The sequence below is a fragment of the Streptomyces sp. ST2-7A genome (genome assembly GCF_021390475.1).
Taxonomy (GTDB): Bacteria; Actinomycetota; Actinomycetes; order Streptomycetales; family Streptomycetaceae; genus Streptomyces.
On sequence record NZ_JAJUWS010000022.1, the window covers coordinates 87,540 to 101,817 of the forward strand.

The 14,278-nt window shown below is 73.2% G+C and carries 17 protein-coding genes and 1 tRNA gene; 13 read left to right on the forward strand and 5 right to left on the reverse strand.

Features of this window, described 5'->3' with window-relative positions:
* Nucleotides 1-94 precede the first annotated feature (94 nt).
* The 3 genes from LZF96_RS15070 (at nt 95) to LZF96_RS15080 (ending at nt 898) form a co-directional block, all read left to right on the forward strand.
* Nucleotides 95-178: transfer RNA gene (locus LZF96_RS15070), tRNA-Leu, on the forward strand.
* 140 nt (nt 179-318) lie between these two features.
* The gene (locus LZF96_RS15075; protein WP_233871759.1) at nt 319-672 is read left to right on the forward strand and encodes a hypothetical protein; all 354 of its coding nucleotides are present in this window, start codon (nt 319-321) and stop codon (nt 670-672) included.
* Nucleotides 578-898: a DUF6221 family protein gene (locus tag LZF96_RS15080; protein WP_233871819.1), complete on the forward strand. Its 321-nt coding sequence runs from the start codon at nt 578-580 to the stop codon at nt 896-898. Before LZF96_RS15075 ends, LZF96_RS15080 begins: the two co-directional genes overlap by 95 nt.
* A 155-nt stretch (nt 899-1,053) precedes the next feature.
* Here the strand turns inward: LZF96_RS15080 and LZF96_RS15085 are convergent, their stop codons facing one another.
* On the reverse strand, nt 1,054-1,227 hold the full coding sequence (locus LZF96_RS15085) for a hypothetical protein (protein WP_233871762.1): 174 nt from the start codon (nt 1,225-1,227) through the stop codon (nt 1,054-1,056).
* A 144-nt stretch (nt 1,228-1,371) separates the two neighbouring features.
* Between LZF96_RS15085 and LZF96_RS15090 the strand changes: the two genes are divergently transcribed.
* The 9 genes from LZF96_RS15090 to LZF96_RS15130 all read left to right on the forward strand — a co-directional run bounded on the left by LZF96_RS15090 (nt 1,372) and on the right by LZF96_RS15130 (nt 7,591).
* Nucleotides 1,372-2,604: a helix-turn-helix domain-containing protein gene (locus tag LZF96_RS15090; RefSeq protein WP_233871765.1), complete on the forward strand. Its 1,233-nt coding sequence runs from the start codon at nt 1,372-1,374 to the stop codon at nt 2,602-2,604.
* A 156-nt stretch (nt 2,605-2,760) separates the two neighbouring features.
* A complete protein-coding gene (locus LZF96_RS15095) occupies nt 2,761-3,153 on the forward strand; it encodes a hypothetical protein (RefSeq protein WP_308294209.1) in 393 nt (130 codons plus the stop codon).
* A complete protein-coding gene (locus LZF96_RS15100) occupies nt 3,150-3,383 on the forward strand; it encodes a hypothetical protein (RefSeq protein WP_233871768.1) in 234 nt (77 codons plus the stop codon). Before LZF96_RS15095 ends, LZF96_RS15100 begins: the two co-directional genes overlap by 4 nt.
* Nucleotides 3,380-3,601 (forward strand): hypothetical protein, encoded by a 222-nt coding sequence (locus LZF96_RS15105; RefSeq protein WP_233871771.1) that lies wholly within the window; start codon nt 3,380-3,382, stop codon nt 3,599-3,601. Before LZF96_RS15100 ends, LZF96_RS15105 begins: the two co-directional genes overlap by 4 nt.
* A 113-nt stretch (nt 3,602-3,714) precedes the next feature.
* Nucleotides 3,715-3,846 carry a lasso RiPP family leader peptide-containing protein gene (locus LZF96_RS15110; protein ID WP_233871774.1) on the forward strand — a complete coding sequence of 44 codons (132 nt, stop codon included), beginning with the start codon at nt 3,715-3,717 and terminating at the stop codon, nt 3,844-3,846.
* Between the two features lie 112 nt (nt 3,847-3,958).
* The gene (locus LZF96_RS15115; protein WP_308294211.1) at nt 3,959-5,767 is read left to right on the forward strand and encodes an albusnodin/ikarugamycin family macrolactam cyclase; all 1,809 of its coding nucleotides are present in this window, start codon (nt 3,959-3,961) and stop codon (nt 5,765-5,767) included.
* Entirely contained in the window at nt 5,751-6,047 is a 297-nt protein-coding gene (locus LZF96_RS15120; RefSeq protein WP_233871780.1) for a PqqD family peptide modification chaperone, read from the forward strand. Before LZF96_RS15115 ends, LZF96_RS15120 begins: the two co-directional genes overlap by 17 nt.
* A complete protein-coding gene (locus LZF96_RS15125) occupies nt 6,044-6,466 on the forward strand; it encodes a lasso peptide biosynthesis B2 protein (RefSeq protein ID WP_233871783.1) in 423 nt (140 codons plus the stop codon). The genes LZF96_RS15120 and LZF96_RS15125 overlap by 4 nt, the downstream gene beginning before the upstream one ends.
* A 72-nt stretch (nt 6,467-6,538) precedes the next feature.
* The gene (locus LZF96_RS15130; protein WP_233871786.1) at nt 6,539-7,591 is read left to right on the forward strand and encodes a protein-L-isoaspartate O-methyltransferase; all 1,053 of its coding nucleotides are present in this window, start codon (nt 6,539-6,541) and stop codon (nt 7,589-7,591) included.
* Nucleotides 7,592-8,506: 915 nt separating this feature from the next.
* On the opposite strand, the gene LZF96_RS15135 is transcribed toward LZF96_RS15130, so the two are convergent.
* The 4 genes from LZF96_RS15135 to LZF96_RS15150 form a co-directional block, all read right to left on the reverse strand.
* Entirely contained in the window at nt 8,507-8,680 is a 174-nt protein-coding gene (locus LZF96_RS15135) for a hypothetical protein (RefSeq protein ID WP_233871789.1), read from the reverse strand.
* Nucleotides 8,681-9,320: 640 nt separating this feature from the next.
* Nucleotides 9,321-11,117: an alpha/beta fold hydrolase gene (locus tag LZF96_RS15140; RefSeq protein WP_233871792.1), complete on the reverse strand. Its 1,797-nt coding sequence runs from the start codon at nt 11,115-11,117 to the stop codon at nt 9,321-9,323.
* On the reverse strand, nt 11,114-11,707 hold the full coding sequence (locus LZF96_RS15145) for a TetR/AcrR family transcriptional regulator (protein WP_233871795.1): 594 nt from the start codon (nt 11,705-11,707) through the stop codon (nt 11,114-11,116). Before LZF96_RS15145 ends, LZF96_RS15140 begins: the two co-directional genes overlap by 4 nt.
* A 115-nt stretch (nt 11,708-11,822) precedes the next feature.
* Nucleotides 11,823-13,208, reverse strand: coding sequence for a hypothetical protein (locus tag LZF96_RS15150; RefSeq protein ID WP_233871798.1), 1,386 nt, complete (start codon nt 13,206-13,208; stop codon nt 11,823-11,825).
* A 583-nt stretch (nt 13,209-13,791) separates the two neighbouring features.
* Between LZF96_RS15150 and LZF96_RS15155 the strand changes: the two genes are divergently transcribed.
* Nucleotides 13,792-13,998 carry a hypothetical protein gene (locus LZF96_RS15155; RefSeq protein WP_233871801.1) on the forward strand — a complete coding sequence of 69 codons (207 nt, stop codon included), beginning with the start codon at nt 13,792-13,794 and terminating at the stop codon, nt 13,996-13,998.
* Nucleotides 13,999-14,278: the final 280 nt, after the last annotated feature.

The window sequence follows — 14,278 nt, forward strand, 5'->3', positions numbered from 1 at the left end:
TCTCCGAGGCGGCTGTTCGCAAGTCCTGTGACGGATAAGCTGCGGAGCGCACACACCCCTCGGGTGCGGGCGCCCAACACGGCCCGGGGTTCGTGCCCGGATGGTGGAATGCAGACACGGCGAGCTTAAAACTCGTTGACCCTCCGCGGTCGTGCCGGTTCGAATCCGGCTCCGGGCACTTCCCGTGCACCCGGTGTGAGCTGGAGGAACGACCCGGTCCCTGAGCCGGCGCGTGGATCACTTCCTTGGGGATTGGTGTGGGGAGCCGGGGCGGCCGGGGGTGCCTGCTCGGTCCGGGCTGATGGAGCGGATCGGGCGGTGGGTGGGCAGGTCGGGCACGAGCTGCACCCCAACGGCGGCGACTCCCTGCGGGATGCGGTCGATACGGCCAACGCGCGGCTGGAGCGGCTGTGCCCGGATCCGATGGCGGAGGACTGCGCTCGGGAAGGGGGGCGGGTGGATGATGGGTCGGTGAGCGATGACACCGATCTGATCCGTTTCCTCCGCCGGCGGCTGGACGAGGTCGAGGCGCGAGCCCGGGTGGCCGGCGCACTCCACTGGACGGCCGAGATCCACCATCACCGCAAGACGTGGCGAGCCCAAGCTCTTCGAGGTCCTCCCGGTGGCCGAACTGGCGGGCAACGGGGCCGGGGGTTTCCGCACTGCGGGTGATGCCCGGCACGCTGCCCACCACGATCCGGGCCGCGCGTTGCGGCGTGTGGAGGCCATGGGGTCGGTTCTCGCGATGTGCGAGGAGTCGGTGTGGGATGCGGCGTCACCGGAGCTGGTGGTGAGGAGTGCGGCCCGGGCCGCACTCGGGGTCCTGCGGCTCGTCTTGGTGGCCCTTGCCGCCGAGCGGTCCGACCACCCCGACCACCGCGAGGAGTGGACCCCGTGACCGGCCCCGGCTGAGGGTGCCGCTGCGGGTCATGCCCTCGGCGGTCCGGCGGAGCGCCGCGGCGGTGCGCTCGGGGCCTCCTGAATGCCGAGGAGACCGTCGAGCAGGGGATCCGGGGCGGCGGCCTCGGCGTGGTGGGGCATGGTGTCTTCCGTTCAGGCGGCGGTGACGAGGGTGGCGGGTCCGGGCGTGGTGGCGGCCCACAGGGCGAGGAGACGGGCGTATTCGCGGGTGCGGTCCTCGCCGGCCGGCTGGTCCATGAGCGCGCGGATACGGGCGTTGACCTCGTCCCGGCACGGCACGGGCACGGGGTTGGTCTGGTGGGCCACGCAACCACGTTACTTCCCGGCACGGACAGTCACAGACCACATCGGCCCCGGCCGCCCGTGGGGGCGGCCGGGGCCGAGATGAACCCTCCGCAGCGCACATCGGGAGGGGTACCGTTCTGGTGTCGAGTCAGAACAGGAGTCAGCATGACACATGCGACTGACAAACACACCGGTGCCCCGGAGCCGGTATCGGTGGGGGCCAGGATCAAGACGGTGCGCAAGGCGCGGGGCTGGTTGCAGCACGGGTTGGCGCAGCGTGCGGGGCTGTCGGTGTCCACGATCTCGAAGGTGGAGTCCGGACATCTGGCGGCCTCTCCGATCGTGACGGCGGCCTGTGCGCGGGCCCTGCGGGTGCCGGTGACGGAACTGACCGGGCAGCCGTACCTGGACGCTTTGAAGGCTGAGGAGTTGGAGATTCTCGTCCAGCCGTTGCGGCAGGCGATCGCCAATCCGATGCTGCCGGGCGAGGACATCGAGCCCCGGCCGCTGGCGGCGATCCGGGCCGACGTGGCGCGGCTGGATGCCACGCGGCTGCTGGGGGAGTACATGCCGATCGGCACGGAGGTTCCGGGGCTGATCGATGAGTTGCTGGTGGTGGTGGATCGGGTGCCGGAGGGCCGGGAGCGGGAGGCGGCCTACCGGGTCCTTGCCGATGCGTACCGGCTCGCCCGCTCCTTCGCGGGGAAGCTCGGGTTCACCGACCTGAGCCTGCTGGCGCTGGACCGGATGCAGCAGACCATCCCGCACGCCGGCGACCCCTACCTTTCCGCGGCGGTGGTTTATTACCGGTCGGAGTATTTCCTTCACCACGGCTTCGCCGAAATAGCGTTGCGCGAGATCAGCCGGGTGGAGAGATTCCTTGAGGAGCCGGTGCGGCGGGGGAGCTCCCGGGCCGTGTCGGTGCGGGGGGCGCTGTATCTCAAGAGCGCGGTGCTGCATTCCCGGACCGGAGCACCGGGAGCGGCTGGTGAGGTCGCGGCGCGGATCGGGGAGGCCCGGGGGCTCGCCGCTCGTCTGGCCGGGTGCCCGGACCCCTATGGGCTGATCTTCGATTCAACCAACGTGGAGCTGCACGCGGCCAGCACGCAGTTGGACCTCGGGGAGGTGGGGCGGATGGTGGAGATGGGCGAGGGCATCCGGATGCCGGCCGGGTGGGCGAAGAACCGGGAGAGTCATCACCACATGGACATGGGTCGGGCCTATGAGCTGATGGGGCGCCGGGAGGATGCGCTGGCGGCGTTGGAACGGGCGCGACACGCGGCGCCGGCGCAGACGCGATATCACCCGACGACGCGGGAGACGGTGCACGCGCTGTTGAGGGCGCGGGGGACGCCGTCGGCGAAGCTGCGGGGCTATGCCCGGTGGGTCGGCGTGTAACGGGCCGGTAGCACACGGCAAGGCCCCTGACTTTCATCAATCGGTGAAAGTCGGGGGCTTTTTCGTGTCGGCATGATGGTGACGGTGAGCGCACATCACGTTACTGAGCATGTGTCGAGTGTCGAGACGTCACCTGCGAGACCGCCGAGGGGGCCGGTGCATCCGGACCCGGTGCGGGGCCTGCACCGCTGCACGCGGTGCGGGGAGTTGGTGCAGTCCGGCCGGGAGGCCGGGCGGGACGCGGCCGGGGACCCCCTGTACGTCTGCGGGCCGACGTGCGGAGGACCGGCCCCGCCCGAACAGGAGCGGGAGGCCGCACGGCGGTTCCGGTTCCGGGAGTACGACATCGAGCCGGACCGGGAGCCGGACGGGGAGCCGATCGCGTACGCCGCGCAGTGCGCGGTGTGCGAGGAGACGGGCGCGGCCGGGGAGGGTGAGGAAGCGGGCACGGATTGGATGCTCGCCCATCTGCGGGCGCATTCCGAGCATCTGACGTACCGGGAGGTCGTCACCCGGCCGTATCGGGCGGTGCCGGGGGACTGGCTGTGACGGCCCGGGGTGACGAGGCGGAGCGGGTGGAGTCCGTGGTCATCACGCGGGCATCGGCGCGGCGCGGGGACGTGCTCGTCGTCGGTGGCCGGCCCATGAGGGTGGAGAACGTGGTGCGCACCATCACCGGTGCGCGCCTGGACTTCCCCGGGGGTGAGCGCATGTGGCTGACCGACCGTTCGGAGTTCGGCGGCACCCGCACCGTGGTCGAGGGGGGTGGGGGGTTGTGACGGCGGATCGGATATCGGCGGCACGGTGCGCGCGGACGCTGCCCGGGCCGGGCTGGTGGGAGACCGGCCGGTGCTGGCTGGGCTGTGAACGGACCGGCCTGCCGGTGCAGTGGGTGGGCCCGGTGGAGGTCGGTGTGGAGCGGGCCGACCTGTACGGCTGCGCGGAGTGTTTGGCGCGGCTGCGGGCGCGGGTGCTCGAGGAAGCCGGGCGCCGATAGAGACCCCGGGCCCGGGCGGGACGTGTTGGCCGGCCGTCCTGCCCGGGCCCGGTCCAAGACCGAGGCGGCGGCAAGAGGCCGCCGCAATCGAGGTGATGGGGGAGGTGAGGGAGATGGAGCAGACCACCGAGGTCTACGCCGCGCCGGTCGTTGTCGAGGCCGGTGACGTCGTGGCGGTGACGCTGGGGTCGAACAACTTCGATTCGGCGGACGACACGCAGTACGTCAAGACCGAGGACGACTGACGCACGCGGTGTGGGCCGGGTCCGGGAGGGCAGCGTCCCCTCCGGGCCCGGCCTGTGTGGTGTCCGGAACGAGTAATGAGTGGGTGATGTCGTGAGGTGGTGCACGGGGTGGGTGGGCCGCTCGGGGCCGCCGGTCCGGCCGGTGGCCGGGCGTGCGGTGCCGGGCTGGGACGCGGTGTGGACGGTGGGCCGGCCCCCGGGGCAGGTGCGGGCCGTTCGCGCGGGCGATGCGGCGCTGGCGGTGATCGGGGCATGCGGGGCCGATGACCACCGGCTCGCTGCCGGGTTGCGGGCGGTGCGGTCCGGGCGTTGGCGGGAACTGACCGACTGGCCGGGGTCCTACCTGGTCATCGCGGAGCACGGGCCGTTGACGGTGGTGATCGGGGATCTGTCGGGGCAGCATCCGGTGTACTGGCGGCAGTCGGGCGGCGGGGTGTGGTGGGCGAGCGCTGCCTCCGCGCTGGCCGCTCTGGACGGGGCGCCGGTCGATGCGGTGGCCCTGGCGGCGCACCTGGCGATCGGGCAGCCCGATCTCCTGGCCGGGCGTTCCCCGTTTCAGGGGGTGCATCGGGTTCCGCCGGGATGGCTCCTGCGCCTCAATGCCGGTGTTCCGTCCGTGGAGCGGTTCGAGCCGGTGGAGTACGAGCCGGTGCCGATGGTGGAGGCCGGGCCGGTGGTGGGCGAGGCGCTGCGGGGTGCGGTCGCCGCGCGGATCGATGGCCGGCGGGCGGTGAGTGCCGATCTGGCCGGGCTGGATTCCACGACCCTGGCGTGCCTGGCCGCCGAACGCGGGCAGGTGACGGCGACGACGTTCACCGACCCGCGTCTTCGTGACGATGACTTGGCCTATGCCCGGCGCACGGCTGCCACGGTGCCGGGGGTGCGGCACCGCGTGGTCACCGGCGGCCCGGGCACCGTCTACTACAGCGGCCTGGAGGACCTGGCCCACCTGCCGGTCACCGACGCGCCGAACCCGTACGCGGTGACGGCGGGGATCAAGCGGGTGGTCCTTGCCGCCGCCGTCGAGGGGGGCGGTGCGGGGGTGCACTTCGCGGGCACGGGCGGGGACACCGTGTTGTCCGCGACGGGTTACCTGCCGGACCTGCTGCGCGAACGGCGGTGGGGTACGGCGCTGTCCCACGCGCAGGTCCGTGCCCGTGTCGGCCGCACGTCGCCGTGGGGTGTGCTGTGGCGGGCCCATCGGGCATCCCGCACCGACTCCTCCGGGGTGGCGCGGGATGCGGTGGCGGAGCTGCGGGCCCCGGCCGGTCCGTGGATTCCGGGGCAGCGGGTGCCGCTGTCCCGGGTGCCGCTGTTGGCCGGTGCCCGGTGGATGGATCAGCCGGTCCGCGACGGGCTCGCCGAGGCCCTGGGCTTGGCCGTCGAGCAGGCCATGGTGGGGCCGGGGCGGTTGTCCGGGTGGATGGACCGTGCGGACCTGCTGCACCTGGGAGCGGACATGAACGGGTGGCGGGCCATCGCCGAGGGGTTCGGGGTGGAGGTGGCCGCCCCGTACCTGGACAACGAGGTGATCCGTGCCTGCCTGGCGGTGCCGGCCGAGGAGCGCGGCGCCCCGGGGGCCTACAAGCCGCTGTTGGCCGCCGCCTTCCCCAACGGCCCCGTCCCCGGCTTCGTTTTGTCCCGGGTGACGAAGGGGGGGTTCAACGGCGTCTCCTACGCGGGCCTGGTCGGGCACGCGGACACCATCGCCGAGCTGCTGGGCCCGGCCTCGCGGCTGGCCGCGCTCGGCCTTCTCACCCCCGGGCCTGTGGAGGCGGTGCTGCGGTTGGCCGGGGCGGGGCAGCGCGTCCCGCAGGGCTCGCTGCACCTGGCGGTCGCCACGGAGGTGTGGTTGCGGCAGCTCGATGTGCGGCCCGCCGCGTGGTGGGAGGAGGTGGCCGGTCGTGTGGCGACTGCGTGAGCACGTCCATGCGGCGGTGACCGCAGAGGGCGGGGCCGTCCTGGATGAACGCACGGGGCGGTGGACGTACCTGTCGCCGACCGCCGCGGCGGCGGTGGCGTTCCTGTGCGCGTCCACCGGGAGGGAGGGGGCGGTGGAGCGGTATGCCGCGCGGTACAACCTCCCGGCCGGGCGGGCGGCGGCCGATGTGGCGGCGGTGGCCGATGCCCTCACTGCGGCCGGTCTGGCGGGGGACGAACCCGTTGTGCGGCGCCGGTTCGGGTGGGGGTGGTGGCGGTGAGCCTGATCCGCGCCCACCGGGCGCCCCGGGCCGGGACACTCGTCGAGCGGTGCGCGGCCCGCCTCGGCCTGGCCGTGGCGGTGGTGTTGCTGCGGCTGCCGTTTCGGCACACCGTGCGCGCGGTCCGGTTGGCCCGGTGTTTCGGGCGGGGCCGCGTCGAGCCGGGGCGGGGCGAGGAGTTGGTGGCGGCCGTGCGGTACGTGGGGCGGCGCTGGCCGGTGCGTATTGCGTGCGTGGAGACCAGCCTCGGCGCGGTGCTGGCCGCCGCGATCCTGCGCCGGCACCTGGTGTGGTGCCTGGGGGCGCGGTTCGTGCCGCCGCCGGTGGAGTACCACGCCTGGGTGGAGGTGCCCGGTCACGGGCCGGTGGGCGAGGACACCGCCGGCGGCTGGTACCACTTCGCGGCCCTGTCCATCTGACCCGGGCCCGGTCTCGTGTCCTGCGCGCGGCCGGGCCCGTTGAGTGAACGAGAGCAACCGGAGAAAGAGGAAGTGAACGCGTTGAGCGCACCTGTTGTTGACGTGCCGGTGGGCCCCGGGGTGGCCCGGGCGGCCGAGGTGGTGCCGGAGGGGCACTACACCCACCACGAGGAGCGCGGGGTGACGGTGCACCGCACCAACCCCGTGTTCGTGCACCGGGACCTGTCGAGTCTGGCCCCGGGCGAGGGCATGAGGGTGCTGGAGATCGGCACCGGGTCGGGTTACTCCGGTGCCCTGCTCGCCGAACTCGTCGGCCCGTCCGGGCGGGTGGTCAGCCTGGATATCGACCCCTTCCTCACCCGGTGGGCCAACTTCATCCACCGCCGGCGCGGGGTGGTGAACGTTCGCTGCCACGCCGTCGACGGCGTGGCCGGCTACCCGGCAGGCGGGCCGTATGACCGGATCGGGGCATGGTGTGCGCCGCCGCTGCTGCCGAAGGCGTGGGTGGACCAGGCCGGGGAGGGGTGCCGGATCGTGGCCACCCTGCCGATCGCCCGGGTGCCGGAGGTGACCGTGCTCGCCGTCCTGGTCGTCACCGACGGCCGGCCGACCGTCGAGGCCGTCATGGGCGGGAACTACATCGACGCCACCGCCGCGCCGAAGGTGGACCTGGAGGCGCCGGGCCGGTGGGTCGATTGGGAGACGCGGGTGTCGGGGCACCGGTGGGTGTCCGTCGCGTGGCGGGAGCGGGACGACTGGCACCACTCCGGTGCCCGCGCCACGCTGGAGCGCCTGGCCGAACCGGGGTACGTCGAGTCGGCCGGGGAGGTGCCGTGGAAGCCGGTGCAGTACTGGGCGGCGGCCACGGGGGATGAGGGCCTGACCGTGGCCCGCCTGGACGCCGGGATGGTATTCGGCCACTCCACGTCGGGCTCGGCGGCGGCGTTCACCCAGGACGGGCGGATCATCGCGGACGCCCCGGATTCCCCGTCCCTGGCCGTGGTGCGGGGTTGGATCGAGGGGTGGCGTGCCGCCGGGTGCCCGTCGCGGGGGGACTACCGGCCGGTGCTGGTGCCCGCCGAGGGGCCGGACGGTACCGGCTGGGACCTGCGGCTGACGCGATAACGGCAGACGATCGCCGAGGGGGGTTCCGGGGGCTCGACGGGTGTCGGGCCCCCGGGGGCGTTCCCCGGCTTTCCCGCCGCTGCTCCCGCCGGTGCTCCCGTGGGAGCACGGGCGCGGGGGGACGCGGGCCCATGCGGGCCGGTTCGGGCCATTTCGGGTGTCCGGGTGCTGCGGTTATCGCCGACGGTGACATTTTCCCTGGTCAGATGGGGTGACTAGGTCGGATTCGAATCCGGCTCCGGGCACTTCCCGTGCACCCGGTGTGAGCTGGAGGAACGACCGAATCACGCAGGTGCTCTCCTTGCGTTGGGCGCATCACGGGCGCACGGTGTCGCCACGGTGCGCGCATGGCGTGTGTGGCGAAGCGGAAGAACCGGGCCGGCAGGGCTTGCGGCGGGTGATCTACTACGAGGCGCCCGATATCCACCAGTTCGTCAAGGCGGACCATCCGTGGCTGTCCCGGCTCCGGGTGGAGGTACAGGCCTTCGGCGGTGGGTTGGCCGGCGCCAACAGCGCGGCGGGGGAGCTGATCGCCCGTAACGGGGTCCTCGGCGGGGGCTGGTCGGGAGCGCTGATCGAGGCGAACCTCCCGGGGCCGTGGAGACGGTGGTCGTCGGCCAACCCCCACGCGCCGGTTCGTCCGGGGGCCTTCACGCGCGTGATGCCCGCGAGACCGGCGGGAGCCCGCGTCGACGGGATCGGCGACCACGGCCGAACCGACCGAAGACGTGGTGGTGCCCGGTCCGGTCCCGGATCACCGGCGGCCCCGGGCTTCGATCGGGATCGAATCGGCCCGGAACCGATGAGGGACCGGGTTCGTCGGGTCCGGGGTTCCGGCCGGTGCGGAGGTCGGGAGGGGGCCCGCGCCGGCCCCGGCACCCGAACCCGCCTTCCGCGTCCTCTTCCGCCGCGACCTCAGGCGGCGGTGACCAGCTCCGGACGCCCGGCGGCCGCCCACAGGGCGAGGAGTCGCGCGTACTCACGGGTCCGCTCCTCGCCCGCCGGCTGCTCCATGAGCAGACGGATGCGGGCGTTCACTTCGTCACGGTGGGGGATGGGGATGGGTAGCGGGGTGAGTTCGACGATCACGGTCCCACCGTACGTGCCACCTCCGACACACGACACCGAAAAACGCCCCGGCCCGGCCCGTTCCGGCCGACCGGGTGGCCGTCGGGACCGGGGATAACCGGGAACGCGGCGAAGGTATCGAAGTGCGACCCCGTTGTCCCCGGGACCCGGGAGGACCCGGATGGCCGCACCCATGGGGGGACGACCGCATCGGCACCGGCTCCTGCTCGCGGAGGATCCCTCCGGCCTTGTTCCGTTCGTGGTCGTCGGGGAAGCCGCCTCGCCCGGGTGTCGGTCCCACACGTCCCATCGTTCGGCGGCGGATCCCCGGGTCCGGTTTCCGTACTCCCCCTTCGCGGAGAGGACCGACGATGTCGGTGAAACCCTTTCACCTGCCCGTCGTCACGTGGAGGTTGAAAGGGTGTCGGGCCGAAGGAGTGGGAGAGCGTGGTGTCGGGCGCCCCTCCCGGTGAGCCCGGGTCACCGGCTCGACGACGCCTGGTTCGGGTCGTGGGTGAGCCGGGGGCCCGGCGCATCGGGTCGGTGGGAGCCGGGCGAGGATTCCGCCGAGCACCCGGTTCCCCGCACTCCCGGACGCACCGCCGCCATGCGGAAACCCGTCCGGTGGTGGTCCGGGAGGGGACCGCCACCGGCCTTCGGATCACGCCCGCGGTATCACGGCGGGGGCGCGGGCACGGATCGCCCGGGCGACGTCCCGCGGGTGGGTCAGTTGGGGATGGTGACCGGCGCCGTCGATGACCGTCACGGTGGCGCGGGAGAGCATGGCCGCCAGGGCCTGTCCTTCGGGGGTGAGCGGGTCGCGGGAGCCCACGACGAGGTGCACGTGCCCCGGGTATTCCCGCAGCTTGGCCCGGAGGTCTTCCCGCCGGCGCGGTCGTGCGCCGGCGGCCAGGAGCCGGGCGGTGGTGGCCGCGACGCCGCCGCGACGAAGGTCCGCCACGCTCGTTCGCAGCGCGCCGGCGTGCGCGGTGGTGCCCGTCAGCCGCTCCGCCAGCCCTTCGGGGGACACCCGGCTCAGGTACCAGCGGCTCACGGGCGTCCGGGTGGCGGTGCGGGCCGGGGGCGCCTGCAGGAAGAAGGGCGATACGAGCGTGAGCCGGTCCACCGTGCCGGGACGGGCGGTCGCGGCCTCGATGGCGGCGGCGGCGCCGAGGGAATGGCCCACCAGGTGACGGGCGCCGGCCCCTCCCGTCAGCGCGCCCAGCCAGGACGGCCAGTCCTCCCGGGCCCCCGCGCTCATGCCCAGCCCGGGGAGGTCGACGGCGCGGGCGTCGCCCAGGTCCGCGACGACCGGCGCCCAGGTGTCGGCGTTGACCGGCAGACCCGGCAACACCACCGTGGGCGCGTCCGGTTCGCCGAGCTCGAAGGTCCTTACCCCGGCCGGTGTCGTGAACCGCCTGCCGCCCGGGGGCGCGTCCCCGAAACGGTGTGCCGCGAGATGGTCGGCCCAGCGGAGGATCGTCGTGGCGGTGTCCGGCACGGTCAGCCCGTGATGGGCGGCGAAGGCGTGTGCCGAGTCGGTCGGGTAGCGGTCCTCCGAGAGGAACGTCAGGGTCTCCGGGTCGGCCCGGGTGAGCCATCGGGGCAGACGCCTGACCAGGGCCACCGGGATCCGGGCACGGGGTGCCCCGACGCGGTAGTGCGCCGCGATGAGCGCGAGCAGGTCGGGCAGCGCGGGTGTCTCGTCGTCCATCAGCCAGTACGCGGCGCGCTCGGCGGTCTCGTCCTCCGGAAGCCGGGCCATGAATCGGGCGAGGTGGTCGGCGGCGACCACCGGTACGAAGGTCCGCGTGTTGCCCGGCACCGCCGCCAGCGTGCCCTGCCAGAGGTGTCGCACGGTCTGCGCGAGCCCCAGGTACTGGTCGGACTCGCCGGTGACACTGTCACCGATCACACTGGCCGGGTTGACGATGGACCAGGGAACGCCCAGCCGCTCGGCCTCGGATCGGAAGACGGCGTCCGCCTCGACCCTGGACGCCTCGTAGGCACCCAGGGTCCGGTAGGTCTCCCGTCTCCGTTCCTCACTCCAGGGAGCGGGGTCCTGCCCGCCGACGCGATATCCGGAGACCTGGACCAGGCGGCGCAGGCGCGGCAGCCGCGCCGCGAGGGCGACGACCGCGCGGACGGTGTCGACGTTGGCGCGACGGGCCTCGTCCGCCGACATCCCGAACCGGTAGGCACCGGCGCAGTTGTGGATCTCGGTGACGTCCTCGCACTCGCCCTCGATCAGCGACAGCCGCGTGAAGTCCACCCGCAGGTCGGCCGGGGCCCGGTCCTGTCCGTGCCGGGCCAGCCACCGGGCCAGCCGCTGATGGGATCCGGGGCTTCGGCCGGCCGTGCTCACCCGGACGCCCGCCCGGTCGAGTGCGAGCACCAGGTGGCGTCCGATGAAGCCGCTCGCGCCCAGCACCAGCGCGTGGCGTTCCGCGGCGCTCATGCCGTGGCCTCCCCGTCCCGGTCGAGCAGTACGGAGAGCGCCCGGGCCGCGTGGTGCAGCGGCTCGGTGGACCGCCGGGCACGAGACATGATCACCGCCCCCTCGACCATGCCGACCACGGCTGTCGCCAGGGCGCGGGCGTCGGCGCGGGGTCGGCCGTGTGCGACGAGAAGTTCGGCCACCGGCGCGATCCACGACTCGAAGGCGTTCGCGCAGGCCTCCCGCAGCCGCTCGTTGATCGCACCCATCTCCAGTGTCACCACCGAGACCGGGCATCCCAGTTGGAAGTCGGCGTCGTCGAGCATCCCGGCCAGGGTCTCGATCACACGGCGCACCACCTCCCCCGGGGTCGCCGGCTCCGGTGCCGAGTCGGCGAGGAGGGCGCCGAAGCGCTCGGCCGCCAGTTCGACGGCCTTCTCCCCGAGCTCCTCCTTGCCCCGGGGGAAGTGGAAGTACAACGACCCCTTGGGGGCACCCGCGTGCTCCACCACGGTGTTGAGGCCCGTGCCGCTGTAGCCGTTCCGTTGGATCAGTTCGAGCATCGATTCCGCCAGCCGTGCGCTGGTTCTGGCTCCCTTGGTTTCGCTCACGGGGCAACAATAGACCGGTCTATAGATTTTGCAAACGGTGCCGCCCGCGCCATGGCGGCGGGTGCCGTCGGCGGCCGGCCCGCGCGAGGGTGTCGGCCGGCCCCCGAGGTGCCCCTCAGGCGTGGGACATGTGCCAGGCGCGGGCGCGTTCGTCCAGTTCCTCGGCGATCCGGGCGCCCCGGCCGCGCAGCGGCACGAGGGTGCGCCGCATCCCGTCCACGGCGTCCACGGCCCGGGCCGAGCGCACGTCTTCCAGCAGGTCCAGGGCTCGCCCCCACGTACCGCACGCCTGTTCCACGTGGCCCAGCGCCGCCTGCTCACCGCCCTGTGCGGCGAGGGTCAGGGCGGTGATCCGCTGGTACTCCGGGCCGGGCCGCGCCCGCGCGGCGGCGGCGTAGTGACGCTCGGCGGCGACGTGGTCGCCCATTCCCCGCACGGTCTTGGCCGTGTGACTCGACACGCAGGCCCGGGCGCTGCCCCAGAGCGCGGCCCAGTGCGGCAGTTCGGTCTCGTCCCCGCGCAGCACGAGATCCTGCGCGGCCCGCAGTTGACGGGCCGCCTCGGCCGGGCGCCCCGCGTTGGCCAGGGCCCTGGCCCGGGTGACGGCGAACAGCGCCTCGGTCGCCGGCTCGACCCTTCCCCGCGCCCGGGACAGGGCCGCGTCCGCCAGGTCGAGGGTGTGCTCAGGACGCCTGACGTCCATGCCGTTGTGGGCCAGGATGCGCAGGATGAACGCCTGGTGCGCCTCGTCTCCCGCCTCCATGGTCAGTTCGTACGCCTGGAGTTGATAGCGCTGGGCGAGGCCGTGTTCCCCGGCGTCGTAGGCCTTCCAGCCGCACAGGTAGGCCACTTCCGCGGCGGCCCCGAGCATGTCGGCGCGGTCGGCCTCCCGGGTGAAGGAGGCGCGGCACAGCCGGACCACGTCCGTGGTCAGGTACTGCACCACCGCCGTGCGGCCGTGCTGCCCGCCGTGCCGTTCGTCGATCCGGGTGAACATGCGCGTCATCTCCCGCACCGCGTCGATCTCGGAGCGGCCGGCGTGGAAACCACCGGACTCCTCACGTCGTTGACCCGGGATGGACCGCTCGACCCCGAGCGGGAGACCGGCCGCCGCGACGCTGTAGGCCGCGTTGGTGAGCAAACGCCTGCGATGGATGTCGGCCTCCCCGATGAGTCGTAGCACTTCCACGGGATCGGCTCCCGGGTACATGCCGAGCGATACCCGGGATCGATCCTCGTCTCCCGGATCCTCGAAACCGAGTTCGGAGGGTGTGGTCTCCCGACCGAGCGCACGGGAGACCGCCTCGGCGACGTAGACGGTCGTGCGGGGTTGCGGCTCGGTACCGCCCACCCAGTGCGCCACGGCGCTCTTGTTGGTCCGCAGTTCCTCACCCGCCGTCCTCGCCACGGCCCGAACCTCGGACGCCAGACGGTCATAGGTCAACCCTGCCTCCCTAAGGGCTTCCACCAGCGCTTCGTTGCGGGCGCGCGGTCCGGTCACCTGTCCTCCCACTCCCGGTGAGGAGCCGTAAACCCCGTTGAACGCATCCGGGGTCACGAACCATTGATGGCACAGAGTAGCGTCGTGTGTACTCAAGGTGTCACGCGGTGTGGGCGATGAAGGGGGTTCGCGGATGAGGGCTTGTCCGGGCTTCGAGGGGGAGACCCGTGGCGGACGGCGGGACGGAAGCGGATCGGGCGCCGGGGGGAACGGGAGTGGTGGGAGGCGCGCGGAGGGCGGGACGGGCGGACGGACGGGTCCCGTGCCGGGGCCGGGGCCGGGAGCGGGGCCGGGACGGCGACAGAGGCTCCCACTCCTGTTCCCCGAACCGGTGCGAGGGCTGCGACGCTGTGCCTGGTGCGGCGAACTGGTGCAACCCGGACGCGAGGCGGGCCGGAACGGCGCCGGGGAGCCGCTGTACACCTGTGGTGGGGCGACCTGCGGCCCGGAACCTGTCCCGGAAACGTTGTCGTACCCGGCACGGGGCCGGTCGGCGGCGTCGGCCTCCACCCCCGCCCCGGCGGCCGACGGGATGGGTGGGGGGAGCGGTGCACCGGAGGGGCGTCCCCACCCCCGGGAATATGTGATCGAGCCGGCCGAGGGGCCCGACGCGGAGCCGCTTCTCTTCTCCGCCCGGTGCGCGGTGTGCGGGGCGTCCGGCCCGGCCGGCCCGGAGGCCGGGGCAACCCCGCGATGGATGCTCGCGCATCTGCGGTCCCACCCGGGCCATCTGTCGTTCCGCGAGGTCATCACCCGCCCCTACCGGGCGATACCCGAGGAGGAGCGGTGAGTGGTCTTTCCGGACCCCGTGCCGCCGGTCTCCGCACGGTGGCCGGCACATCGCCGGGGACGTGCCGGATGGGTGGGTGGGAATCCCGGCGGGATTTCGACACCGGCCCCGGTGTCGTGGTGGCCGGTGGTCGGTTCACCGGCGGGCGGTTTTCCGCCGGTCGGTTTTCCTGCGGTTCTTTTCAAGTACGGGGAGGGAAACAACCCACCCGCCCACCCACCTCTCGGCGCGGTGTTCGCGGCGGGTGTGGCGTCCACGAAAAATTGGTGCTCACTCGTTC